Origin of the sequence: Pseudomonas sp. KBN10P06128 (assembly GCF_037574945.1) — a bacterium.
In the GTDB taxonomy this organism is placed as follows: Bacteria; Pseudomonadota; Gammaproteobacteria; order Pseudomonadales; family Pseudomonadaceae; genus Pseudomonas; species Pseudomonas aeruginosa.
The window spans coordinates 2,059,213-2,080,907 of the sequence record NZ_JBBELR010000001.1 but is presented as its reverse complement, the minus strand read 5'-3'; the positions used below and the strand labels follow the sequence as shown (position 1 = coordinate 2,080,907).

Here is a 21,695-nt window from a genome sequence, read left to right as displayed (position 1 = left end):
ATAGATAATTTTTCAAGAAATCAAATTAGACAAATTATTACTTTAAGCGCTACTACTTCCTTTTAACACTAAGCGCATCGGCAACACCTTTCCCGTACTCTGAATCGACCTTAAGGAACAGGCCGATCTGGCGCCGCTGGATCTGTTCCGGGACATCGCGAATGTCTTCGGCGATGTTGGCGAACAACCGCTGCTTCTGCTCGTCGGTGAACAGATGGAACAGCGCAGCCGGCTGGCTGTAGTAGTCGTCGTCCACCCGGTGGCTCCAGTGGTCCGCCACGCCCTCCAGGCTCAGCGGCGGCTCGGAGATATCCGGGTGCTCCTGCCACTGGTTGTAGCTGTTAGGCTCGTAGGTGACACGTAATAATGCATTATTACCGTCCACCCGCATGCCGCCGTCGCGGTGGTAGACCTGGTGCGGGCAACGCGCGGCGTTCACCGGGATCTGGTGGTGGTTGACGCCCAGGCGGTAGCGATGGGCATCGCCGTAGGAAAACAGACGGCCCTGGAGCATCTTGTCTGGAGAGAAACCGATACCGGGCACCACGTTGGCCGGCGTGAAAGCGGCCTGCTCGACCTCGGCGAAGTAGTTGTCCGGGTTACGGTTCAGCTCGAAGAAGCCCACTTCGATCAACGGGTAGTCACCGTGGGGCCAGACCTTGGTCAAGTCGAACGGGTTGTAACGATAGGTGGCCGCTTCCTTCTCGGGCATGATCTGCACGTACATCTTCCAGCGCGGGAAGTCGCCTTTCTCGATGCTCTCGTACAAGTCGCGCTGCGAACTCTCGCGGTCCTGGGCGATCACTTCGGCAGCCTCGGCGTTGGTCAGGTTCTCGATACCCTGTTGGGTCTTGAAGTGGAACTTGACCCAGAAGCGCTCGTTGTTCGCATTGATGAAGCTGAAGGTATGGCTGCCGAAACCATGGATGTGCCGATAGCTCTTCGGCAGACCGCGGTCGCTGAAGTCGATGGTCAACTGATGCAGCGACTCGGGGAGGTGAGAGAAAAAGTCCCACTTGAAGGTCGCATTGCGCAGGTTGGTGCGCGGGTCACGCTTCACCACGTGGTTGAGATCGGGGAACTTGAGCGGGTCGCGCAGATAGAACACCGGGGTGTTGTTGCCGACCAGGTCCCAGTTGCCCTGCTCGGTGTAGAAACGCATGGAGAAGCCGCGGATGTCGCGCTCGGCATCCGCCGCGCCGCGCTCACCGGCGACGGTGGAGAAGCGCAGGAACATATCGGTCTTCTTGCCGACCTGGGAGAAGATCTTCGCCCGGGTGTAGGGGGTGATGTCATGGGTGACGGTGAAGGTGCCGTAGGCCGCGGAGCCTTTCGCATGCATGCGGCGCTCGGGGATCACTTCGCGATCGAAGTGGGCGAGCTTCTCGAGGAACCACACGTCCTGCAGCAACATCGGGCCACGCGGACCGGCGGTCTGCACGTTCTGGTTATCGACCACCGGAGCCCCGGCGGCAGTGGTCAAACGTACTCCTGTTGACATTTTCCACCTATAGAATTGGAAGTCTCGCTGGTAACTATAGCCGGCACGAGGCCTAAGATTAATATTAAAAATGGAATTCTGAATTCCGATTAAAAAATCAAACAGAGCAACCTCGAAAAACAGGAAAAACAAAGTGCAATAAAACTAAATAATTGCTCGTTTACCAAGCACTCACGCAAGAAAAGTATCACCCCAGACATCTACACAGCGATATCACAACAATATAAATCAATACAAAGCCAGAATAGAGATCAAAAACATATAAACCATGTTAAATATTAACTTTCTCGTAGAATCCCTCTGTCAGAAATATCAAAGTTTGCAGTAATCCTCTCACGAAGGCCTTCCAGTACGCTCAGAATCTGGTGAAATACGCCGATCCCATTGCCCGCGTATTCCAATGAAGCAGATGACCTTCTCCGACGCCGAGTGCGCCGGCAAGTGCAAGCAGACCCGCAAGGAACTGTTCCCGATCGAGATAGATCAGGAGGTGCTGTAGAAGGGTTTGGTTGCCCTGATCCAGCCGCACTACCCGAAGGGTGAAGGCGGTCGCCCAGCTTACCCGTTGATGGCGATGCTGCACGTGCACCTGATACAGAACTGGTTCAGCTACAGCGATCCGACGATGGAGGAAGCCCTGTATGAGACAACCATCTTGCGCCAGTTCACCGGCTTGAGCCTGGAGCGCATTCCGAACGAAACCACCATCCTCAACTTCCGCCGGCTGCTGGAGCAGCACGAGTTGACGGCTGGAGTTCTGGCGATGATCAATGGCTATCTGGGGGATCGTGGCTTGTCGCTGCGGGAGGGCGCCATTGTCGATGCCACGCTGATCCATACGCCGAGTTCAGCCAAGAACAAGGATGGCAAGCTCGATCCAGAAATGCACCAGACCAAGAAGGGTAACCAGTACTACTTCGGCATGAAGGCGCATATCGGTGTGGATGACGCGTCTGGTGGTGCACAGCGTAGTGGGTACGGCGGGCAACGTTGTGGACGTTACTCCGGCCGACAAATTGCTGCACGGCGACGGAACGTAGTTTGTACGGATGCGGGCTACGGGGTTGAAAAGCGTCCAGAGCATGCAGTTCGCGGCTACCCACAGGCGACCCGCACGGACCAAGGCCCCGTATTCACCGGCAAGGCGCTTGATCAGTGTGCGTATCAGCGCGACATCAAGCTGAAGCTGATTCAGCCTGGCAAGCCCACGCAGAATGCCTTCATCGAGTCATTTAACGGCAAGTTCTGGGACGAATGCCTCAATGAGCACTGGTTCTACTCGCAGGCCGAAGCGAGAGTCCAGATCACGGCCTGCCGGTGGGATTACAACGAGCACCGACCGCACAGCACCATTGGCAATCTCACCCCGGCAGAATTTGCTGCAAGTTGGCGAACTCACCAGCAGCAACTGAAGCAGGAAAAATTGATCTCAACCCCAGAGCCTACTAACTAGGCAGAGGTACTAAAACTGGGGCAGGTCAGCAATCCGAAAGAAAATCCCTCCCCCTCCTACCGAGTATTTCCTACTGCATCAACGTTGTCCATTTGAGAGGTTGTCCCCAGCTTCGTGCGAGGACCCTCATGAAACGCCCATCCCCTGCATCAATGATTCTTGGCCTCTGCCTGGCGGCAATGGCCGGCCTGCTGGGCTACCAGCAGTACCAACTCATTCAGCTCCGATCAGGCGTGGACAGTGCCGCGGAAAAGACCTCGCTAAAGGCGATCCTGGCTCGCTTGAATCGAGTCGACGAGCGCCTCGACACCGTGGATGGACAGCACCTGGTCAGCAACGAGGACTTCCGCTCAGGCCAGAAGGCGTTGTCCAACCGCATTGACGCCGCGCAGGCGTTCGCCAAGGATGCCGTCGAGAACCTGGCTCAGACCACCGCCTCGGCCGGCGATCTCCTGGTGCTCAAGGCAACCGTGGAGACACTGGACGGTTCTGTCCGCACGCTTCAAGAAAAGCAGGCCAAGGCGCCGCCGCTGATCGTGCCAGCGCCAAAACGCCCCATACCCGCCAAGCCCAAGCCGAAACCCAAACCGATGGAGCCTCCTCCCTTCTCGATCCTTGGCGTGGAGTATCGCGGGGGCGAACGGTTTCTGTCGGTTGCACCTCCGGGATCCACCCAGCTCAGCCAGATCTACCTCATTCGCCAGGGAGATGCCGTCGCCGGCACGAACTGGCGACTGACCGACCTTGACGATGGTACCGCGCACTTCGACGTCGCCGGCGCCTCGCGCAGCGTTCGCATCCAACCATAGGACCCCGCCCATGATCAGAACCGTATCGCTCCTGTCCGGCCTGGTGCTGCTGCTGAGCTATCCCGCAGTCGGCCAAGAGGCTGCGGCAAGCCGAGAGACCAGCAGCCAGCTGTCCGGTAGCCAACTCGGCACGCTGAAACAACAGATATCTCAGAGCGACCTGGCCCAGGAGTGGGGACTGAACCAACAGGAATGGACCCGCTACCAGACGCTCATGCAAGGCCCCCGGGGCGTGTACTCGCCTGGCATTGACCCGCTGACCGCGCTGGGCATCGAGGCGCGATCGGCAGAGGAACGGCGGCGGTATGCCGATCTACAGGTCCAGGCCGAACGGCGCCGGGTCGAGAAGGAACTCGCCTACCAGCGCGCATATGACGAAGCCTTCGCCCGCGCCTATCCAGGCGAGGGGGTGATCCGCCTCACCGAAAACAGCGCGGCCAACCCGTCGAGCGCGCCGAACATGAGCCCAGCGTTGCAGAGCAGCGGGCGCCTGGCCCTGTTCGTCCAGGACAACTGCACCGCCTGCATCCAGCGGGTCCGAGACCTGCAACATGCAGAAAAGGAGTTCGACCTCTACTTCGTCGGTAGCCAGAACGACGCAGAGCGAGTGCGGCACTGGGCAATCCTCGCCGGCATCGACCCGAAGAAGGTTCGCAGCAAGCAGATCACGCTCAATCATGACGAGGGCCGCTGGATGGCCCTGGGACTGGGCGGGGCCCTTCCCGCCCTGGTACAGGAGGTGAACGGCCGATGGCAACGTCTGTAGTTCGAGCCCTCCAACTGGCCACCCTGCTGGCCCTAGTCAACATCGCTCAGGCCGCCGTGGATCCACCGCCGGCGTACAAGCAGATCGCCCTGGCCAAAGGGGTTCCGGCCGAGGTGCTCTACTCGGTCGCGCTGACCGAGAGCAAGGTCCTGCTGCGCGGCGAATACGTTCCCTGGCCCTGGACATTGAACCTCGCCGGGAAATCCTACTACTACGCAACCCGCACCACCGCCTGCACAGCGCTACTCGCGGCAATCAACCTCTACGGGGCCAAGAGCGTCGATTCCGGCCTCGGCCAGGTCAACATAGGCTGGAACGGACATCGTTTCTCCAGCCCCTGCGAGTCCCTAGATCCGTACAAGAACCTGGACGCCACCTCCGACATCCTGATCGAGCAGCGGGACGCCCTGTATGCATCCGCCCCGGGAAGACCGGTGGACTGGATCCAAGTTGCCGGCCGCTACCACCGCCCCGCCGGCGGCGCGCCTGCCGCCAAATACCGTAGGACGGTATCCCGCCACCTTAGCCAAGTCCTCGGCGTCAACCTACTGGTGACCAATCCATGAAGAAGATCCTTGCCACGCTGGCATTTTGCACAGTGCTCGCGACTCAAGCCTGGGCCGCCGGGCTGATCGTTGTCGAAGACCTCGGCGGCGCCTCGGCGCTCCCCTACTACCAGGGCCTGGATCCGCAGCCATCCGCTGCCGCACCAGGACCTGGCGACCTGGGCATCCGTGGCTCAGGTGCGTTTCCAGTTCGCTCCGCCCGCCTTTCGCCAGGACAGGTCCAGGGGCGCGCCATCAACGCTCCAGGCCTGCAACCGCTGTTCCTGGTCGGCGACGACACGCTGTCTCGAACCTGGCTGAAAGAACGAGTCGACGAGCTCCGAGGCCTCCAAGCCGTGGGCCTGGCAGTGAACGTGGCCAGCGAAGCGCGCCTGACGGAAATCCGGGCCTGGGGGAAAGGACTTCAGATATTGCCGGCGCCGGCGGACGACCTGGTCGACCGGCTAGGGCTGCGGCACTACCCCGCCCTCATCACATCCACCGCCATCCAGCAGTAGGAGTCCTCATGACTACTCACCTGATCACCCTAGTCATCAAGCAGCCGAGCGACGCTCAGGCACGCCAACTCATGTACCAGGGGTTGCTCGACCTGATCTCACGCTACGGCGGTGAGGTGGCGTCCAAGGCCTTAGAGGACGAGTCGACCCTCTGCGAGCTGCTGGAGCAGATGCTGCCTGATGATGAGGTAGAGCAAGCCAGGAAACAGGTGCTCGAACTTCATGCCAAGGGCCGCCGATCGGGCCGCCTGCAGGCGCCGGCAAGCCTGAAGGTGTAACCCATGGCTGGCCAGTACCCGCTGGAAGCGCTCTTGCGGCCTGCCGTGGAGCTCTACACCACCACCGTGTGCTTCACCGCGGCCGCGCTCTGCATCGTCGCGCCGTGGACGTTCGCCCTCACTCCGCTGTTCGGCATCGTGGCCGCGCTGTGCTTCGCCTGGCTGGGTATCGTGCGGCTGAAGCAGGCCGGCGTGGTGCTCCGCTACCGGCGGAACATTCGCCGACTGCCGAAGTACACGATGACCAGCGCCGAGATGCCGGTCAGCAACGAACACCTGTTCATCGGTAAAGGATTTCGCTGGACGCAGAAGCATACGCAGCGCCTGGCAGATACCTACCTGCCCCAGTTCGCCTCCTACGTCGAGCCCTCGCCGCTCTACCAGCGCGCGCGCCGGTTGGAGAAGCAGCTCGAGTTTGCCCCCTTCCCCCTGAAGCTGGTCGCCAAAGCCACTGCCTGGGACGTGGCCTGGAACCCCGCTCGGCCGTTGCCACCCGTGGGCGGTCTGCCTCGGCTCCACGGCATCGAACCGCGAGAGGAGGACGTGGGATTGCAACTGGGCGAGCGCGTCGGCCACACCCTGGTGCTTGGCACCACGCGGGTGGGTAAGACGCGACTCGCGGAACTGTTCATCACCCAGGATATTCGCCGCACCCACTACCGGGGCCGACGCCAGCGAGTGAAGATGGGCCGGCGGACCCAGACGGTTCACCACGGCTATCGGCGCCGGCGCGCAGAGGAGCAGCCGGACTACGAGGTGGTGATAGTCTTCGACCCGAAAGGCGACGCTGATCTGCTGAAGCGTATGTACGTGGAATGCGAACGTGCCGGCCGCCTGGACGAGTTCTACGTGTTCCACCTCGGTCATCCTGACCTGTCGGCACGCTACAACGCCGTCGGCCGGTTCGGTCGGATCTCTGAGGTCGCCACCCGCGTCGCCGGCCAGCTCTCCGGCGAGGGCAACAGCGCGGCGTTCCGCGAGTTCGCCTGGCGGTTCGTCAACATCATCGCCCGCGCGCTGCACGCGCTGGGTATCCGGCCTGACTACCAGCAGATCCTCCGGCACGTCGTGAACATCGATGCGTTGTTCGTCGAATATGCGCAGAAATACATCAGCGAGCACGATCCCAGGGCCTGGGACACCATCATCCAGATCGAGGGCAAGCTCAACGACAAGAACATCCCGTTCAACATGAAAGGACGGCCCCTGCGGGTCGTAGCCATCGACCAGTACCTGACACAGAAACGCATCGCCGACCCGGTCATGGAAGGCCTGAAGAGCGCCGTGCGCTACGACAAGACCTACTTCGACAAGATCGTGGCCTCGCTGCTGCCGCTGCTGGAGAAACTCACTACCGGGCGGATCTCGGAGCTTCTTTCGCCCAACTACGCGGACCTCAACGATCCGCGGCCGATCTTCGACTGGATGCAGGTCATCCGCAAACGCGCCGTGGTCTACGTCGGCCTCGACGCACTATCGGATACCGAGGTCGCCGCCGCGGTGGGCAACTCCATGTTCAGCGACCTGGTCTCGGTAGCGGGTCACATCTACAAGCATGGTGTCGATGACGGCCTGCCCGGCTCGCTCGCTGGCGGCAAGGTCCGCATCAACCTGCATGCCGACGAGTTCAACGAGCTGATTGGCGACGAGTTCATCCCCATGGTCAACAAAGCGGGCGGCGCCGGCGTGCAGGTGACGGCCTATACCCAGACCATGAGCGACATCGAGGCCAAGATCGGCTCCCGCGCGAAGGCCGGTCAGATCATCGGCAACTTCAACAACCTGTTCATGCTGCGGGTGCGCGAGACCGCCACGGCCGAACTCCTTACCAATCAGCTCCCCAAGGTCCAGATCTACACCAGCACGCCGGCGAGCGGCGCCAACGACGCGATCAACAACAAGAAGGCAGCCTTCACTTCCAGCTCGCACGACCAGGTGCAGATGACCAGCGTGCCAATGCTCGAGCCGGCCCACATCGTTGGTCTGCCCAAAGGACAAGCGTTCGCGCTACTCGAGGGCGGCAATCTCTGGAAGATCCGAATGCCGCTGCCAGCGGTCGATCCCGACGAGGTGATGCCGAAAAGCCTGCAGGAGCTGGCTGCCGGTATGCGCAAGGGCCAGGCCGCCAACAGCGAGTGGTGGGAGGCGCCGGGATACTCCGCCCTGCAGGATAGTCTGCCCCAGGACCTGGTCGACGATTTCCGTCACCTCGGCGCCGGTGAGGATGCCGCCTGATGGCTGAAGTCACTCAACGTGCAGAGCAGCAACAAGAGAGCCAGAAGACCCTTGTCGGCACCATCATCAGTACGCCCTTCCAATTTCTCGGCGTGATGTTCGGGTCGCTGATCGGCGCAATCATCGTGGAGTGGGTTTGCCTGTATTTCTTCTGGCCTGACGCGGGCTGGAAGCATGCCCAGGCCATGTTCGAGTACGAACTCAGTTGGCTGTCGCAGGGGCTGCTACACAGCGTCGTCGTGCAGGAGCCAGGTCGAACCGCCACCTGGCTGGCCCAGTTGGCTTATGACTGGTTGTTCGTGAAGACCGGGATGGTCGACTGGATGACCAACATGACTACCATCGCGCAGGCCGGGCCACGGAGCCCGCTGGACGTTCGCTATCTCACCGCCCAGGGTGTCTCCACGCTGCAGAACTACGGCCTGGCCGCGCTGTACACGGTGCTGACATTCGTCGTGCGCCTGGTGATCCTGGTCATGACGATCCCGTTGTTCCTGATGGCCGCGTTCACCGGCCTGGTGGACGGCCTGGTGCGCCGGGACCTGCGCAAGTTCGGCGCCGGCCGGGAGTCCAGCTACCTCTACCACAAGGCGCGCGGCAGCATCATTCCGCTAGCGGTCGTCCCTTGGACGCTCTACCTGGCAATCCCCATCAGCATCAATCCCCTGCTCATCCTGTTGCCCTGCGCCGCGCTGCTCGGCGTAGCGGTATGCATCACAGCATCCACCTTCAAAAAGTACCTGTAGGAGACCCGCCGTGCAGTGGACTCACGAACAGTCACCGATCATCCAGTCGAAGGCATCGAAGATCCTGGTGCGAGCCTTCGCCGGCACTGGCAAGACCACCACCCTGGTGGGCTTTGCCAAGGCGAACCCTACCCTGAGAATCCTCTACCTCTGCTACAACAGCTCGGTGGAAAAGGCCGCGAAGGGCAAATTCCCCCGCAACGTAGTATGCAAGACCGCCCACAGCCTGGCTCATGCGGTGTATGGCATCCAGTACGCCCACAAGAAGACGAAGAACCTGCGTCTGACCGATATCGCCCGCGGACTCGATACCCAAGACTGGGAGTTGGTACGTGACGTGCTGGCCACGCTGAACAACTACATGGCTAGCGCCGACGCAGAGCTCGGCCGACCGCACTTCCCGCGCTTCCGCGACAAGGCGTTCCTCACCAGTGCCCAGGAACGCTTCCTCAAGCAGGGCCTGGACATGGCGCGAGTAGTCTGGAGGCGCATGGTCGATCTCCAGGACACCGGCATGCTGATGCCCCATGACGGCTACCTGAAGCTGTATCAACTGAGCAAGCCCGATTTGAGCCAGCGCTTCGACTGCATGCTCCTGGACGAGGGGCAGGACATCAACCCAGTGATCGCGGACATTGCCCATTGGCAGCGCATCAGAATGGCTATCGTCGGCGATCCCCATCAGCAACTCTACCGGTTCAGGGGCGCAGAAGATGCCCTAAACAGCGACTGGATGGCCGGCGCCGAGGAGCACTACCTGACCCAGAGCTGGCGATTCGGCCCCGCGATCGCACACGTGGCCAACATCATCCTCTCCTACAAGGGCGAGACACGGAAACTTCAAGGACTGGGTCCGCAGACGCTGGTGAAAAAGTCCCTCCCGCCGGACCTTCCTCACCGCACTTTCATTCACCGCACCGTTATCGGCGTCATCGAGAATGCCCTGCAGCTGGTCCGCAATCATCCGGAGCCCAAATTCCACTGGGTAGGCGGTATCGACAGTTACTCGCTGCGCGACCTGGAGGATCTGTACGCATTCAGCCGAGGCCTACGCCAAAACGTCCAGAACAAGAAACTGCTTCGTGACTACCGCGACTACACCCAGTACGTGGAGATCGCCGAGATCAGCCAGGACGGTGAGATGCTTCGCTCGATCAAGATCATATCGACCTACCCTGATCTGCCTGCGCGGATCCTTGAGCTTCGCTCACTGACCCTTGACGATGAGCTGGACGCAACAATCACCCTGACCACCGCACACAAGGCCAAGGGGCTGGAATGGGATTTCGTTTGCCTGTACGACGACTTCAACGCGGACCCGCTGGCCCCCGACACCGACCCAGGCAAGCGCGACGATGAGTTGAACCTGATCTACGTCGCAGTGACCCGCGCGATGAAGATCCTCGCCATCAACAGTCTGGTGCTGTCGATCATGCAGCGGTACGTGGACGACAGAAAACTGAAGGAGCAGATAGCTAGCTGTAAAAAATGACTCAAAAAATGATATTGGTCACAGCGAATGCCTGATATTGACATAAGGCAAAGAGATTTGTAGCCAACTCATTCAGCCTAGGAAGTACTCACACCAAGACTTTAACGTTAGGTCACAGCGGAGCATTGAGATGAAACTTATCCTTGATTTCGACGGACGCCTTCTAAATCCAAGCAACATGCTAGAGGCCCTATCAAAAGCAGGAAAGAATACAAGCATCAGCATAAGCAACGCGCAAGCATTAAATATAGAAACTCTTCTCAAGGCAACAACCACTGCAGAAAACACAAAAAACCTCTCAACAACTTTCAACGGCGCAGAGCTGACTGCTAACAACCTTCAGCAAGTCATAAATTCAGCAGGATCACTAACCAGAGTATCCACAATAGCCGCACAAGCCATTAATATAAACACACTTCTTTCCGCAATATCTACAGCAGGCAACTCAAAGAATTTTAGCGCAGAATTCAATGGAGCCCAACTCAGCAGCGACAACCTACTTAGAGCAGTAAATGCGGCAGGAACAAACACCAGCATAAGCGTCAATACCGCACAAGCGGCAAATATAACCGCCCTTCTTCAAACTATTCATGCAGCAGGTGACACAAAAATATTCAGCGCAGAGTTCAATGGCGCTCAACTTACTTCAAACAACATTCAACAAGCTTTAGACGCCGCAGGAACCCGAACATCCATTAGCGTCAATACCGCACAGGCGGTTAATATAAGCACCCTACTAGCCCTCATCAACTCTGCCAAAGACACGAAAAAGTTTAGCGCCGACTTCAATGGTGCACAACTAACAGCAGACAATCTTCAGCAAGCGATCAGCGCTGCGGCCTCGGGTACCAATATCAGCGTCAACACCGCTCAGGCGGCGAATATATCCACCCTTTTACAGGCCATCAACATCGCGGGCAACACTAAAAAATTCAGCGCCAACTTTAATGGTGCCCAACTCACTTCAAACAACATCCAGCAGGCGCTCCGAGCGGCAGGATCGAACACATCAATCAGCATGAACTCCGCACAATCCGCCAACCAAAGCACCCTACTTGAACTTCTAGACATAGCAAGTTCCAGCAAGCAATTCCAAGCCAATTACAACGGCGGCATGTCTAATCCGAACAACCTACAACAGATAGTTTCTCGTGCAGGCGCCAGTACAACCGTGTTTATTTCCGACGCACAAGGCCTACCAATCGCAAATATCCTTACCCTTATATCATCTGCCGGATGAGACTTATAACCGTGGATGAAAACACACCATCCACGGCTATACCCTAGTCCATACTGCCTTTTATCTGAACTAGTCTTCCATCGACAAACCTAAGCTTCTGGTACCATCCATTCCTTGGTCCGTATACCCAGTTTTCGACAGTAGCAGCCCCCCGCACTATATAGCCACTACCATCCACTGCGGGCCCTTCAATTTTACGGCTATCAGGGTTGCCGCACTTTCTAAGCACATCATCAATCAAGTCGCCCTCACTAACAATTGCCGACCCGCATCGTAATGTAGCGGCAGCCACCCCATAACTGCCCAACATAGCAGCCATGGCTAGCAAAACTCCAATAGAGATGTTTCTAAGCATCAGCCGTCTCCCTTAGAAATATATATGAAATATACACCCAGACGTCCATACGTGTCTCTAAACCCGCCAACCACCAGAAATTCACTGGTGCTAAGCCTAGTATTTTCGGTTGAGGCCCTCCTCCTGCTCTTGAAACCGTGCGGTTCTACTCGAACCGCTCTAGGAGCACGTCATGAAGCAGACCTTCGAATACCACATTGAGAATATCGACATCCCCTACAAAACCCTCACCAAGGGCGTCGCGATGTTCAAACACAAAGAAGACACCTTGGAACCCGACGACCACGCCTTGCTCAACCCTCTGCGCTGGGCCGAGGTCGTGCGTCTGGGTCAGGAAGGCTGGGAGCTGGTGAGCGTTCAGCCACTCATGCGGGGCGTAACCGAGATCGGCAATCAAAACGCCCAAGGCTGGGCTTGGGGCGTCGCTCTGCCCGTCAGCTACCTACTGTTTTTCAAGCGCGCAACCTCATAAAAAAATACCCCGGACCCGCGTCGAGTATTTCTTGCGGAATGGAATCAGGACGATCGGCAAGCTGATCGCACCCTGATCTGCAAGAGATTCGCCGTGAACACTCCACATCCATCCCTTCGCCGAAGCTGCCTGACCGTCTTGGCCTGCAGTGCGCTGGTCGCACAGGGAGCTTTCGCAGCGAGCGCCTCCGAGCAGGCGAACCTGGAGGTGATGATCCGGCAGCTCAACGCCCTCGAGGACACTGCCCGCCGCAGTGCCCAGGGCGCCGATGAGCCCGGACAGCGCTTCTACTTCGACTACTCACGCCTGGCCGCTGACCTGCAGCGCATCCGCCAAGGCCTGCAGGACTACATGACGCCCAGCCGCGCCCAACCGCGTGACCCTTCCGACCTATCTGGGAGTTACACCCTGCGCGGAGGGCCGATGCCGTGAGCATGAGCGGAGCCCAGACATCAGCGTTCCAGGCCGCCGCTGGCTTTCCCCCATCGGCCGGCGAGGGGCTGTTCATTGGAGCAGCGATGACCTTCCTTCTGCTGTGGTCCGCCTGGGCGATGTACAGCACCTGGCGCGGCTGGGCCACCAACAACCTCGACAGCGCCACCGCCGGCGCTTCCGCGATCCGGATCTTGGTCCTCCTCGGCATCACCTCTTTCTTCCTCCTCAGCTAACCAATACGGAGACACTCATGCTGAAATTCACCATCCAGAAACTGTCCGCCCTCTACCGGAGCCTGGCTGCCATCACTTTGGCGCTCCCCGGTGTCGCTTTGGCTGCACTCCCCAAACCCGAGGCTCCTAGCCGTGGGGAGGGATCGGGCATCATGCAAACCATCCAGAACTTCGGCTATGACGGAGCGATGCTCCTCGCGCTGCTCATCTGCGCGGCTGTCTTTCTGGGGGTCGCTTGGCATACCTACGGCACCTATCACGCCATCCATGACGGGAAGAAGAAGTGGTCGGATCTCGGAGCGGGCGTGGCCGTAGGTGTCGGCCTGCTGATCTTGATCATTTATCTCGTCACCAAAGCCACCGCCATCATGTAAGGGCCTTCCCATGCCCGAAGAACATCTGTTTCAGGATGGCACCCTCAGCTTCCTACCGACCCGTTTGAACCGGCAACCGGTGGTCATCGGCGGCCTGACCGCAGACGAAATGTGGATCACGGTCTTCACCAGCGGAGCAGCCGGGTTCGTTCTTGGCATCCCGGCTGCCTTGGTCGCAGGTAACGCTGCCTGCATTCCACTGGGCGCGCTGCTGGTCGGCGCCCTCGGCCTGGGTATCGGCAGCCGCGTCCTGCGGCGGATGAAGCGGGGGCGGCCTGACACCTGGTTCTACCGCCAGGTGGAGCTGGCCCTCTCGCTGCGCCTTCCCGTCTTCGGCAATCGTCACCTGGTGACGCGCTCCGGCGCCTGGACCAGTCGACGCACGGAGTCCCCATGAGTTTCAGAAAACACACTGCACAACAGCAGGCACACATCAACACCTTCCGGTTCATCACCGGCTTCCTGTGCATGGTCATCGTTGTGCTGGCCTACTGCGTCTGGGAAGCCCGCAAGGACCTCTGGATCCACATTCCGCCCGACTTGCGCTCAGGAAGCACCCGGTTGTGGTGGGACATTCCGCCAGAGAGTGTCTATGCATTCGGTCTCTACATCTTCCAGCAGGTGCAACGTTGGCCCAAGGACGGCGAGGTGGACTACAAGGGAAACCTGTTCCGCTACGCCGCCTACCTCACTCCCTCCTGCAAAGTCTTCCTGGAGAAAGACTTCGAGTTTCGTCGTAACGCCGGCGAGCTCAGGGGACGCGAGCGCACCACCTCGGAAATCCCCGGTCGAGGCATTGGCGAGAGCAATGGCCGCGTGATCCAGCACTCGATCAATGACTGGACCGTCAACCTGGACATGGACAGCACGGAGTATTACGCCGGCGAGAAGATCAAGCGGGCGCTGGCCCGCTACCCGTTGCACGTTATCCGCGCCGACGTCGACCCGGAGACTAATCCCTTCGGCCTGCAGTGGGACTGCTACTCCGACACGCCTCAACGTATCGAGCTTGAGGAGCCGGCCGCCCCCACCAAGCGGGAGGGAGGTCTATGATCCGGAAGTCGACAGGCTCGCTCTTGCTAATGCTTGCCCTACCCACACTGGCCCACGCGGTGGAGATTCTGCGCTGGGAGCGCATTCCGTTGGCCATTCCATTGACGGTCGGCCAGGAACGCATTGTCTTTGTCGACAGAAACGTGCGAGTTGGCGTTCCTCGGGATCTGCAGGGCAAGCTGCGCGTCCAGAGTACCGGCGGCGCACTCTACCTGCTCGCCAACGAGCCGATTCCTCCAGCGCGCCTGCGCCTGCAGGACGCGACCAATGGCGAGCAGATGCTCATCGATATCGCCGCCACCGAGGCTGCGGCCGACCAACAGCCGCGCGAGCCGGTCAGGATCGTCGCCGGCGAGCCCGTGGCTCCGCACTATGGCCAGCCCCGGGAAGCCCAGCCATCGGCAGCAGCGAAACAGACCGAGCAGGCAGAAGCACCGAAGGCCGTGCCGCGCGAAACGCCCGTCCCCGTGGTTCTGACGCGCTATGCGGCGCAGATGCTCTATGCCCCGCTTCGCACGGTGGAACCGGTGGATGGCGTCGGTCAGGTGCGCGTCAAGCGACAGCTCGACCTGACCACCCTGCTCCCCAGCCTACCCATCACGGCTACCGCCTTGGGCGCCTGGCGGCTGGACGACTACTACATCACGGCGGTGAAGCTGCAGAACGCCAGCGCCCAGCACCTGGCCCTGGATCCCAGGGACCTGATGGGCAATTTCGTCGCCGCGACCTTCCAGCACCCGTACTTGGGCCCCCGGGGCGACGCTTCCGACACCACTACCGTGTATCTGGTGACGCGCGGCCGCGGCCTTGCTGACGCGCTCCTGCCCTCCTCCATCAGCCAGATCGATCCCAAAGGAGGCCGTCGTGGCGCTGACCGGTAATCCCCTCCTGAAATTGCTGGTCATCCCCGTCGTGATTGGCGCCATCCTGATCGGCGTGAGCATGATGGGCAAAAAGGAAAGCGCGCAGTCACAAGGTGCCGCAACCCCGACGGTAACGTCGGAAGAAGCGGCAACCCTGGGCATCGACGGCGACACGCCCGCCGACACACTACGCACCATCGTGGCGGAAAGCCGGCAGCTCAAGGACCAGATCAGCAAGGTGATCCAGGAGAATGACTCGCTCAAAGCCGCCAATGAGAACCTGCAGGGCCGCCTGCGCAACATCGATCAGAACATAGAGCAGAAGCTCAACAACACCGCCCAGGAACTGCAGCAACAGCAGGAAAACCGTAGCCAGACGATCCTGGACCAGGTACAGAAACGGCTCGAGAACCTAACCCACATTCCCGAGGCCGGTGACACCGACCTGCCCGTCGGGTTCGGCGTGCGACCAGAGGATGGCCAGCACTTTCAGGGAGCGGGCTCGTCTTCATCGGATATCGTCTGGATCGAGCCCCAGGACGCCCGCGCGGTCGATGCCAATGGCCAGCCGCTGGCCGCCGGCTCCACCACCCAACCGAGCGGATTCAGCTTCCCGACCTCCTTCGGCAATGCGGTCGATCGCGGACAGAACGCGCTGGAGCGGATCGATGACGGGCTGCACCCCGTCGGCCAACAGCGATCCGACCTGGAAAACCGCAAGCTCGTCCGCAAGACCTACACGCTGCCGCAGAACTCGACGCTCATGGGATCGGTGGCCATGTCCGCGCTGATCGGTCGTGTGCCGGTCGACGGGACGGTCAATGATCCTTACCCGTTCAAAATCCTCATCGGCCCGGACAATCTCACCGCCAACGGCATCGAGCTGCCGGACGTGGCTGGCGCGGTAGCCAGCGGGACCGCCTCGGGCGACTGGACACTCTCCTGCGTGCGTGGGCAGATCCGCAGCCTCACGTTCGTGTTCAACGACGGGACCGTGCGCACCTTCCCGGCGCCGGCCGAGGAGGTGAATGACAACCAGAGCAACAACAACCAGACCGCCAGCGCCGACCAGAAAACCATCCAGGGCGGTCTCGGCTGGATCAGCGACCCCTACGGCATCCCCTGCATCGCCGGTGATCGCCGATCCAATGCCAAGGAGTACCTGGGCAATCAGAGCCTACTCACGGCAGCCGGGGCCGGCATCGCCAAGCTCCTGGACGCCGACGAGAACAACACCAGTACCGTCTTCAGCGGCAACGGCACCAGCTTCGGGACGACCGGAACCAACAGCAACTCGGCCCTCAACAGCATCCTCTCCGGCGGCGTCAGCGACATCCGGCAGTGGATGAACAAGTTGTACGGGGAGGCCTTCGCCGCCGTCTACGTGCAACCGGGCGCGCGCGTCGCCGTGCATCTCGATCAGCAACTTGCGATCGACTACGAACTCAAGGGCCGCAAGGTCGATTACAGCTCTGGAGCCGCTCATGCAACAGCAGACCTGGACTAACCTCCTTCTTCGTCTTTGCGCCGGCCTGGCCTGCACGCTGGTTCTGGCAGCGTGCTCCACCAGCAAGGAGGAGATGCTGCCCCACGGCGAGGCCAACATGCTCGACGTCTGGGAGCGAGGTGCGACCAGCTCGATAGGCAACAGCCGTGGCCGGCTGCTCCTCGATGCCAGGCAAACGCTGCGGCGCCCAATCGATCCGCAGCAGGCTGCCTCCGCGAATGACCAGGCCGACTACACCCGCACGGCCAGCAACGAGATCCACAGCCAGTTCAAACGATTGCCCAATCCCGACCTGGTCTTGTATGTGTTCCCGCACCTGGCCGGCAGCGATCCCGCCCCGGTCCCGGGCTACACCACCGTGTTCCCCTTCTACCAGCGAGTCCAGTACGCCATGCCGGGCGAGCGCACGGAGGACTACTGATGGGCCTTTTTCAAACCCTTCTGCGCGGTCGCACACAGCCTCAGTCGGTACCGGCAGTCACTCCCGAAGATTCAGGAGCGCTGGACGTAGCGGCCGCGGAGGAAGCGACTGAGCGCTATCTGGCGCGACTGGCTGCCATGGGTATTCCTCTGCCCAACACCGGGAGCAAGAATGGCGCCACGCAGGCTCAAGCTTCACGCCTCTACGATCACGACCCATCGTTCGTCGACCTGCTGCCCTGGGCCGAGTACCTGCCCGACGAACAGGTGATGCTCCTGGAAGATGGGCGTTCGCGTGCCGTCTTCTTCGAGCTGGTACCTTTGGGCACCGAGGGCCGCGATCCCAATTGGATGCAGAACGCCCGGGACGCATTGAAAGATGCCCTGCAGAACTCCTTCGACGAGCACGAAACCTCGCCCTGGATCGTCCAGTTCTACGCCCAGGACGAGATCAGCTGGGACAATTTCCAGGAGCAGTTGAGGCAGTACGTCCATCCTCGAGCGCGAGGATCGGCCTTCAGCGAGATGTACCTGGCGCTCATGAAGCATCACCTGGAGGGCATTTCGAAGCCGGGCGGACTGTTCGTCGACACCGCCGTCAGCAAGCTGCCCTGGCGAGGACAACAGCGCCGCGTGCGGATGGTCGTCTACCGCCGGATCCGCAAGGAGGATGCGCAGATTCGCGGACAGGACCCGGCGGCGTACCTGAAATCCATCTGCGAGCGTATCCAAGGCGGCCTGGCGAACGCCGGCATCGTCGCTTCGCGCATGGGCGGACAGGAGATCAGGAACTGGTTGATCCGCTGGTTCAACCCGCACCCGGATCACCTCGGCCAGGCCGAGGCGGACCTACGTCGCTTCTACGAACTGGTATGCCGTCCGGACGAACCGATCCTGCAGGATGAATTGCCACTGGCCGACGGCACTGACTTCTCCCAGAACCTGTTCTATCGGCAGCCTGTTTCCGATGCCACCCAGGGCGTATGGCTCTTCGATGCCATGCCGCACCGAGTGATTGTGGTCGACCAGTTGAACAAAGCGCCGCTGACAGGCCACTTCACCGGCGAGACGCTCAAAGGCGATGGCCTCAACGCCCTGTTCGATCGAATGCCCGAGGACACGCTGCTGTGCATCACCATGGTCGTGACGCCGCAGGACATGCTGGAAGGGCATCTACAGCAGCTCTCGAAAAAGGCCGTTGGTGACACCCAGGCATCGATCCACACCCGCGAGGACGTGGCCACCGTTCGACGCCTGATCGGCCGGGAGCACAAGCTCTATCGCGGAGCGATCGCTCTGTTCGTGCGCGGCCGCGACCATACCCAGTTGGAGGAACGCTGCATCACCCTGAGCAACGTACTGCTCGGCGCCGGCCTGGTGCCGGTCGAACCGCAGAACGAAGTCGGACCGCTGAACAGCTACCTGCGCTGGCTCCCCTCAAACTTCGATCCAAACGAGAAGCGAGCCCTGGAGTGGTACACCCAGATGATGTTCGCTCAGCACATCGCCAACCTGTCGCCCATCTGGGGGCGCACCACCGGTACCGGACACCCTGGCTTCACGCTGTTCAACCGTGGCGGCGCGCCGTTGACCTTCGACCCGTTCAACAAGCTGGACCGGCAGATGAATGCCCACGGCTTCATCTTCGGGCCAACTGGCTCCGGCAAGTCGGCGTCCCTGACCAACCTCATCTGCCAGATGCTCGCCATGTACCTGCCGCGGATGTTCATCGCGGAAGCGGGCAACAGCTTCGGCCTGCTGGCCGACTTCGCCAAGCGGTTTGGCCTCTCTGTCCACCGGGTGCGCCTCGCCCCGGGCTCCGGCGTCAGCCTGGCGCCGTTCGCGGACGCCATCAAGCTGGTCGAGAGCCCCGACCAAGTGAAGGTCCTGGACGCCGAAGACATCGAGGCCTCGGACTCGGTCCAGGGCAGCAAGGCCGACCTCGAGGACGACCAGCGAGACATCCTGGGCGAGATGGAGATCGTCGCCCGCCTGATGATTACCGGTGGCGAAGAGAAGGAAGATGCGCGCCTGACCCGTGCCGATCGCAGCGCCGTCCGCCAGGCGATCCTGGCGGCGGCCAGGACCTGCGCCGCCGCGAACCGCACGGTACTGACCCAAGACGTGCGCGATGCGCTCTACGAGGCCTCCAGGAGCGATGGCACCGCGCCAGAACGGCGCGCACGGCTGGCCGAAATGGCGGAAGCCATGCAGATGTTCTGCATGGGCGCCGACGGCGAGATGTTCAATCGCGAAGGCACGCCCTGGCCTGAGGCCGACCTTACCGTGGTGGATTTCGCGACCTACGCGCGCGAAGGCTACGCCGCCCAGCTCGGGATCGCCTACATCTCGCTGCTGAACACCGTGAACAACATCGCCGAGCGCGACCAGTTCAAGGGCCGGCCAATCGTCAAGATCACCGATGAGGGGCACATCATCACCAAGCACCCGCTGCTGCTGCCCTACGCCATGAAGATCACCAAGATGTGGCGGAAATTGGGCGCCTGGTTCTGGCTCGCCACCCAGAACATCGACGACATCCCAGCCTCCGGGGCTCCGATGCTGAACATGATCGAGTGGTGGTTGTGCCTGAACATGCCCCCCGACGAAGTAGAGAAGATCTCCAGGTTCCGCGAGCTGTCGCCGGCGCAGAAGTCGATGATGCTCTCGGCCCGCAAGGAAAGCGGCAAGTTCACCGAGGGCGTGCTCCTGGCCAAGGGCAAGGAATACCTCGTCCGTGTGGTTCCCCCGAGTCTCTACCTGGCCCTGGCCATGACCGAAAACGAAGAAAAGAACCAGCGCTACAACATCATGCAAGCCACCGGCTGCGACGAGCTCGAGGCGGCCTTGCAGGTCGCAGCGGATCTCGACAAGGTGCGCGGCCTGCCACCCTTCCCCATTGTTTTCCCAGACCAACCGGCAGTGGAGTGCCAGGACGAATGAGAGCTCTGAATTCGCTGACCCAGAACCTGATCGACAACCTGACCCAGATCCTGCAGAACCCCGAAGAGGATGCCCTGCAGACGCTCAGGATATGCGCTCCTGTACTGATAGAGGAGCTGCAGCAGATTCAACTGAGGGCAGTCGATCGCCGGGATATCGTCCCGCAGATAAAGCAGCTCCTGGATGAATGGCTGCAACAACATCCACAGCCTGATACGGCCCAACAGGCGCTCATCGAGGCCGTGGACCGCGCGGAGATCCTACAGCGGAGGCAAGCGTGAGACTCTTGAAGGGCGGCTGGGCAGCGAAACGATTTCAAGGTCCCGCCCTGCCCTGGGCGGGGCTGCTGCTGGTCTTGCTGGCTGCATCCGCCGTAGGGGTAGAGCTTCTGGTGAAGGGCCTGCCAGCCAACCACAGCCTCTACGGCGATGCGAAAGCGCGCTGGACGATCAATGAATACGCCGACCTGGAGTGCCCCTTCTGCAAGGTCTACACCCCGCGGCTTAAGCGCTGGGTTGACAGCCATCCGGACGTGAACCTGGTTTGGCGCCATCTTCCCCTGCAGATGCATGGCGAGGCGGCCCGCCACCAGGCTCGCCTGGTGGAGTGCGCGGGGATCCAAGGCGGCGCCAAAGCCTTCTGGAGCGCTATCGATGCGATCTTCGCTCAGTCGGCCGGCAACGGGGGCGGGCTGCCTGGCGGCACATTGGACTTTCCTGAACTGGACCAGGCTCGACTGGAGAAATGTGCGAAAGACAACGAACTTATTGACTCAGATATCAAGTTGGACATCGACATTGCACGGTCGAAGGGCATTACAGCAACCCCTACCCTCGTCATCCGGGACAACCAGACGGGACGAAGCGTGAAGCTTGAAGGCATGGCCGACGAGACCACCTTGCTGTCGGCGATAGACTGGCTAGCCAAGGATCTCTAGCGTCGCGCCAAGAGACTCTTGGCTAAGAAATCGGCGAGGATTCCAACATCCCTCTTTTGGGCCTCCAGGATGCACTGCACTTCACCTGGCAGAACCTCGACCTCCCCCCCATCCACAATCTTTACCATTCTCTTGCGGCCGGAGCTGGTGAGGCTAAGCCTCAACTCCATTGCCGGCCGAGCATTGATGTAAATGCTCTCGAGCAAGCGCTCCATGACTTCGACCACTCCTTAATATCAATTAGCCAGCTACATACAGGAATTATGCTACCCAGGACATGCAGGCGTCACCCCTACTTATGTACGTGGCAGCGCTCAATCACGGCTCGAAAAAATACACCACTTACGAGTTGATGATTTCCTGCTGCCTCATCGGAAGCGTTCCTGTCTGCTGTCTATTCCTTCCTCGAACCGGTACAAGCCCGCACCTCTTCATCGCTTCCCCAAATGGGCCACCACGCCCCCTGGCTATCGGCTTACTCTTGGTAGGGGAGCCCGCGGAATTCGGAAAAAATCGTACG

At 60.5% G+C, this 21,695-nt stretch carries 24 protein-coding genes and 2 pseudogenes; 23 read left to right on the top strand and 3 right to left on the bottom strand.

What is annotated here, in order from left to right; all coding sequences use genetic code 11:
* Positions 1-52: 52 nt before the first annotated feature.
* The gene (gene katA, locus VQ065_RS09915) at positions 53-1,501 is read right to left on the bottom strand and encodes a catalase KatA (RefSeq protein ID WP_003134163.1); all 1,449 of its coding nucleotides are present in this window, start codon (positions 1,499-1,501) and stop codon (positions 53-55) included.
* Between the two features lie 505 nt (positions 1,502-2,006).
* Between katA and VQ065_RS09910 the strand changes: the two are divergent.
* From VQ065_RS09910 to VQ065_RS09860, 11 genes and pseudogenes are all read left to right on the top strand, one after another.
* Positions 2,007-2,576 (top strand): annotated as a pseudogene (locus VQ065_RS09910) (IS5 family transposase); the annotation flags it as partial.
* A 15-nt stretch (positions 2,577-2,591) separates the two neighbouring features.
* Positions 2,592-2,954: pseudogene (locus VQ065_RS09905) on the top strand (integrase core domain-containing protein); the annotation flags it as partial.
* A gap of 128 nt (positions 2,955-3,082) precedes the next feature.
* The gene (locus VQ065_RS09900) at positions 3,083-3,763 is read left to right on the top strand and encodes a hypothetical protein (RefSeq protein ID WP_003086182.1); all 681 of its coding nucleotides are present in this window, start codon (positions 3,083-3,085) and stop codon (positions 3,761-3,763) included.
* A 10-nt stretch (positions 3,764-3,773) separates the two neighbouring features.
* Positions 3,774-4,529, top strand: coding sequence for a TIGR03759 family integrating conjugative element protein (locus VQ065_RS09895; RefSeq protein WP_003086180.1), 756 nt, complete (start codon positions 3,774-3,776; stop codon positions 4,527-4,529).
* Entirely contained in the window at positions 4,514-5,095 is a 582-nt protein-coding gene (locus tag VQ065_RS09890) for a hypothetical protein (protein WP_003086178.1), read from the top strand. Before VQ065_RS09895 ends, VQ065_RS09890 begins: the two co-directional genes overlap by 16 nt.
* Entirely contained in the window at positions 5,092-5,592 is a 501-nt protein-coding gene (locus tag VQ065_RS09885) for an integrating conjugative element protein (RefSeq protein ID WP_003086176.1), read from the top strand. Before VQ065_RS09890 ends, VQ065_RS09885 begins: the two co-directional genes overlap by 4 nt.
* 8 nt (positions 5,593-5,600) lie before the next feature.
* A complete protein-coding gene (locus tag VQ065_RS09880; RefSeq protein WP_003086175.1) occupies positions 5,601-5,870 on the top strand; it encodes a hypothetical protein in 270 nt (89 codons plus the stop codon).
* Positions 5,871-5,873: 3 nt separating this feature from the next.
* Positions 5,874-8,105: a type IV conjugative transfer system coupling protein TraD gene (gene traD / locus VQ065_RS09875; RefSeq protein ID WP_003086174.1), complete on the top strand. Its 2,232-nt coding sequence runs from the start codon at positions 5,874-5,876 to the stop codon at positions 8,103-8,105.
* A complete protein-coding gene (locus VQ065_RS09870) occupies positions 8,105-8,851 on the top strand; it encodes a TIGR03747 family integrating conjugative element membrane protein (RefSeq protein ID WP_226302390.1) in 747 nt (248 codons plus the stop codon). The genes traD and VQ065_RS09870 overlap by 1 nt, the downstream gene beginning before the upstream one ends.
* Before the next feature lie 10 nt (positions 8,852-8,861).
* Complete coding sequence (locus VQ065_RS09865; protein WP_003086172.1) at positions 8,862-10,343, top strand: UvrD-helicase domain-containing protein; 1,482 nt, start codon at positions 8,862-8,864, stop codon at positions 10,341-10,343.
* Positions 10,344-10,473: 130 nt separating this feature from the next.
* Entirely contained in the window at positions 10,474-11,583 is a 1,110-nt protein-coding gene (locus tag VQ065_RS09860) for a hypothetical protein (RefSeq protein ID WP_003086171.1), read from the top strand.
* A gap of 43 nt (positions 11,584-11,626) precedes the next feature.
* On the opposite strand, the gene VQ065_RS09855 is transcribed toward VQ065_RS09860, so the two are convergent.
* A complete protein-coding gene (locus tag VQ065_RS09855) occupies positions 11,627-11,893 on the bottom strand; it encodes a DUF2845 domain-containing protein (protein ID WP_223193886.1) in 267 nt (88 codons plus the stop codon).
* A gap of 217 nt (positions 11,894-12,110) precedes the next feature.
* Here VQ065_RS09855 and VQ065_RS09850 point away from each other — a divergent pair, with 217 nt between their 5' ends.
* The 12 genes from VQ065_RS09850 (at position 12,111) to VQ065_RS09795 (ending at position 21,175) form a co-directional block, all read left to right on the top strand.
* Positions 12,111-12,410 carry a hypothetical protein gene (locus VQ065_RS09850; RefSeq protein WP_003086170.1) on the top strand — a complete coding sequence of 100 codons (300 nt, stop codon included), beginning with the start codon at positions 12,111-12,113 and terminating at the stop codon, positions 12,408-12,410.
* 93 nt (positions 12,411-12,503) lie between these two features.
* Positions 12,504-12,842, top strand: coding sequence for an integrative conjugative element protein, RAQPRD family (locus VQ065_RS09845; protein ID WP_023098791.1), 339 nt, complete (start codon positions 12,504-12,506; stop codon positions 12,840-12,842).
* On the top strand, positions 12,839-13,078 hold the full coding sequence (locus VQ065_RS09840) for a TIGR03758 family integrating conjugative element protein (protein ID WP_003125330.1): 240 nt from the start codon (positions 12,839-12,841) through the stop codon (positions 13,076-13,078). The genes VQ065_RS09845 and VQ065_RS09840 overlap by 4 nt, the downstream gene beginning before the upstream one ends.
* A 17-nt stretch (positions 13,079-13,095) precedes the next feature.
* Entirely contained in the window at positions 13,096-13,452 is a 357-nt protein-coding gene (locus tag VQ065_RS09835) for a TIGR03745 family integrating conjugative element membrane protein (RefSeq protein ID WP_023098792.1), read from the top strand.
* A 10-nt stretch (positions 13,453-13,462) separates the two neighbouring features.
* Positions 13,463-13,849 (top strand): TIGR03750 family conjugal transfer protein, encoded by a 387-nt coding sequence (locus VQ065_RS09830; protein ID WP_003086165.1) that lies wholly within the window; start codon positions 13,463-13,465, stop codon positions 13,847-13,849.
* On the top strand, positions 13,846-14,505 hold the full coding sequence (locus VQ065_RS09825; RefSeq protein ID WP_003086164.1) for a PFL_4703 family integrating conjugative element protein: 660 nt from the start codon (positions 13,846-13,848) through the stop codon (positions 14,503-14,505). Before VQ065_RS09830 ends, VQ065_RS09825 begins: the two co-directional genes overlap by 4 nt.
* Complete coding sequence (locus VQ065_RS09820) at positions 14,502-15,386, top strand: TIGR03749 family integrating conjugative element protein (protein WP_023098793.1); 885 nt, start codon at positions 14,502-14,504, stop codon at positions 15,384-15,386. The genes VQ065_RS09825 and VQ065_RS09820 overlap by 4 nt, the downstream gene beginning before the upstream one ends.
* The gene (locus VQ065_RS09815) at positions 15,370-16,875 is read left to right on the top strand and encodes a TIGR03752 family integrating conjugative element protein (protein WP_003086162.1); all 1,506 of its coding nucleotides are present in this window, start codon (positions 15,370-15,372) and stop codon (positions 16,873-16,875) included. The genes VQ065_RS09820 and VQ065_RS09815 overlap by 17 nt, the downstream gene beginning before the upstream one ends.
* The gene (locus tag VQ065_RS09810) at positions 16,853-17,296 is read left to right on the top strand and encodes a TIGR03751 family conjugal transfer lipoprotein (protein WP_003086161.1); all 444 of its coding nucleotides are present in this window, start codon (positions 16,853-16,855) and stop codon (positions 17,294-17,296) included. Before VQ065_RS09815 ends, VQ065_RS09810 begins: the two co-directional genes overlap by 23 nt.
* Positions 17,296-20,238 carry a conjugative transfer ATPase gene (locus VQ065_RS09805; RefSeq protein ID WP_003086160.1) on the top strand — a complete coding sequence of 981 codons (2,943 nt, stop codon included), beginning with the start codon at positions 17,296-17,298 and terminating at the stop codon, positions 20,236-20,238. The genes VQ065_RS09810 and VQ065_RS09805 overlap by 1 nt, the downstream gene beginning before the upstream one ends.
* Positions 20,235-20,519: a hypothetical protein gene (locus tag VQ065_RS09800; RefSeq protein ID WP_003086159.1), complete on the top strand. Its 285-nt coding sequence runs from the start codon at positions 20,235-20,237 to the stop codon at positions 20,517-20,519. Before VQ065_RS09805 ends, VQ065_RS09800 begins: the two co-directional genes overlap by 4 nt.
* Positions 20,516-21,175 carry a DsbA family protein gene (locus VQ065_RS09795; protein ID WP_011666760.1) on the top strand — a complete coding sequence of 220 codons (660 nt, stop codon included), beginning with the start codon at positions 20,516-20,518 and terminating at the stop codon, positions 21,173-21,175. Before VQ065_RS09800 ends, VQ065_RS09795 begins: the two co-directional genes overlap by 4 nt.
* Here VQ065_RS09795 and VQ065_RS09790 read toward each other — a convergent pair.
* The gene (locus VQ065_RS09790) at positions 21,172-21,390 is read right to left on the bottom strand and encodes a hypothetical protein (RefSeq protein WP_023098794.1); all 219 of its coding nucleotides are present in this window, start codon (positions 21,388-21,390) and stop codon (positions 21,172-21,174) included. The two genes, VQ065_RS09795 and VQ065_RS09790, sit on opposite strands and share 4 nt — an antisense overlap.
* Positions 21,391-21,695 lie beyond the last annotated feature (305 nt).

Coding starts and splice junctions, on each gene's coding strand:
- VQ065_RS09860 (WP_003086171.1), top strand. CDS start 10,474: ATGAAACTTATCCTTGATTTCGACGGACGCCTTCTAAATCCAAGCAAC.
- VQ065_RS09830 (WP_003086165.1), top strand. CDS start 13,463: ATGCCCGAAGAACATCTGTTTCAGGATGGCACCCTCAGCTTCCTACCG.
- VQ065_RS09825 (WP_003086164.1), top strand. CDS start 13,846: ATGAGTTTCAGAAAACACACTGCACAACAGCAGGCACACATCAACACC.
- VQ065_RS09835 (WP_023098792.1), top strand. CDS start 13,096: ATGCTGAAATTCACCATCCAGAAACTGTCCGCCCTCTACCGGAGCCTG.
- VQ065_RS09885 (WP_003086176.1), top strand. CDS start 5,092: ATGAAGAAGATCCTTGCCACGCTGGCATTTTGCACAGTGCTCGCGACT.
- VQ065_RS09855 (WP_223193886.1), bottom strand. CDS start 11,893: ATGTTGGGCAGTTATGGGGTGGCTGCCGCTACATTACGATGCGGGTCG.
- VQ065_RS09805 (WP_003086160.1), top strand. CDS start 17,296: ATGGGCCTTTTTCAAACCCTTCTGCGCGGTCGCACACAGCCTCAGTCG.
- VQ065_RS09890 (WP_003086178.1), top strand. CDS start 4,514: ATGGCAACGTCTGTAGTTCGAGCCCTCCAACTGGCCACCCTGCTGGCC.
- VQ065_RS09810 (WP_003086161.1), top strand. CDS start 16,853: ATGCAACAGCAGACCTGGACTAACCTCCTTCTTCGTCTTTGCGCCGGC.
- VQ065_RS09880 (WP_003086175.1), top strand. CDS start 5,601: ATGACTACTCACCTGATCACCCTAGTCATCAAGCAGCCGAGCGACGCT.
- katA (WP_003134163.1), bottom strand. CDS start 1,501: ATGTCAACAGGAGTACGTTTGACCACTGCCGCCGGGGCTCCGGTGGTC.
- VQ065_RS09870 (WP_226302390.1), top strand. CDS start 8,105: ATGGCTGAAGTCACTCAACGTGCAGAGCAGCAACAAGAGAGCCAGAAG.
- traD (WP_003086174.1), top strand. CDS start 5,874: ATGGCTGGCCAGTACCCGCTGGAAGCGCTCTTGCGGCCTGCCGTGGAG.
- VQ065_RS09820 (WP_023098793.1), top strand. CDS start 14,502: ATGATCCGGAAGTCGACAGGCTCGCTCTTGCTAATGCTTGCCCTACCC.
- VQ065_RS09790 (WP_023098794.1), bottom strand. CDS start 21,390: ATGGAGCGCTTGCTCGAGAGCATTTACATCAATGCTCGGCCGGCAATG.
- VQ065_RS09895 (WP_003086180.1), top strand. CDS start 3,774: ATGATCAGAACCGTATCGCTCCTGTCCGGCCTGGTGCTGCTGCTGAGC.
- VQ065_RS09800 (WP_003086159.1), top strand. CDS start 20,235: ATGAGAGCTCTGAATTCGCTGACCCAGAACCTGATCGACAACCTGACC.
- VQ065_RS09900 (WP_003086182.1), top strand. CDS start 3,083: ATGAAACGCCCATCCCCTGCATCAATGATTCTTGGCCTCTGCCTGGCG.
- VQ065_RS09850 (WP_003086170.1), top strand. CDS start 12,111: ATGAAGCAGACCTTCGAATACCACATTGAGAATATCGACATCCCCTAC.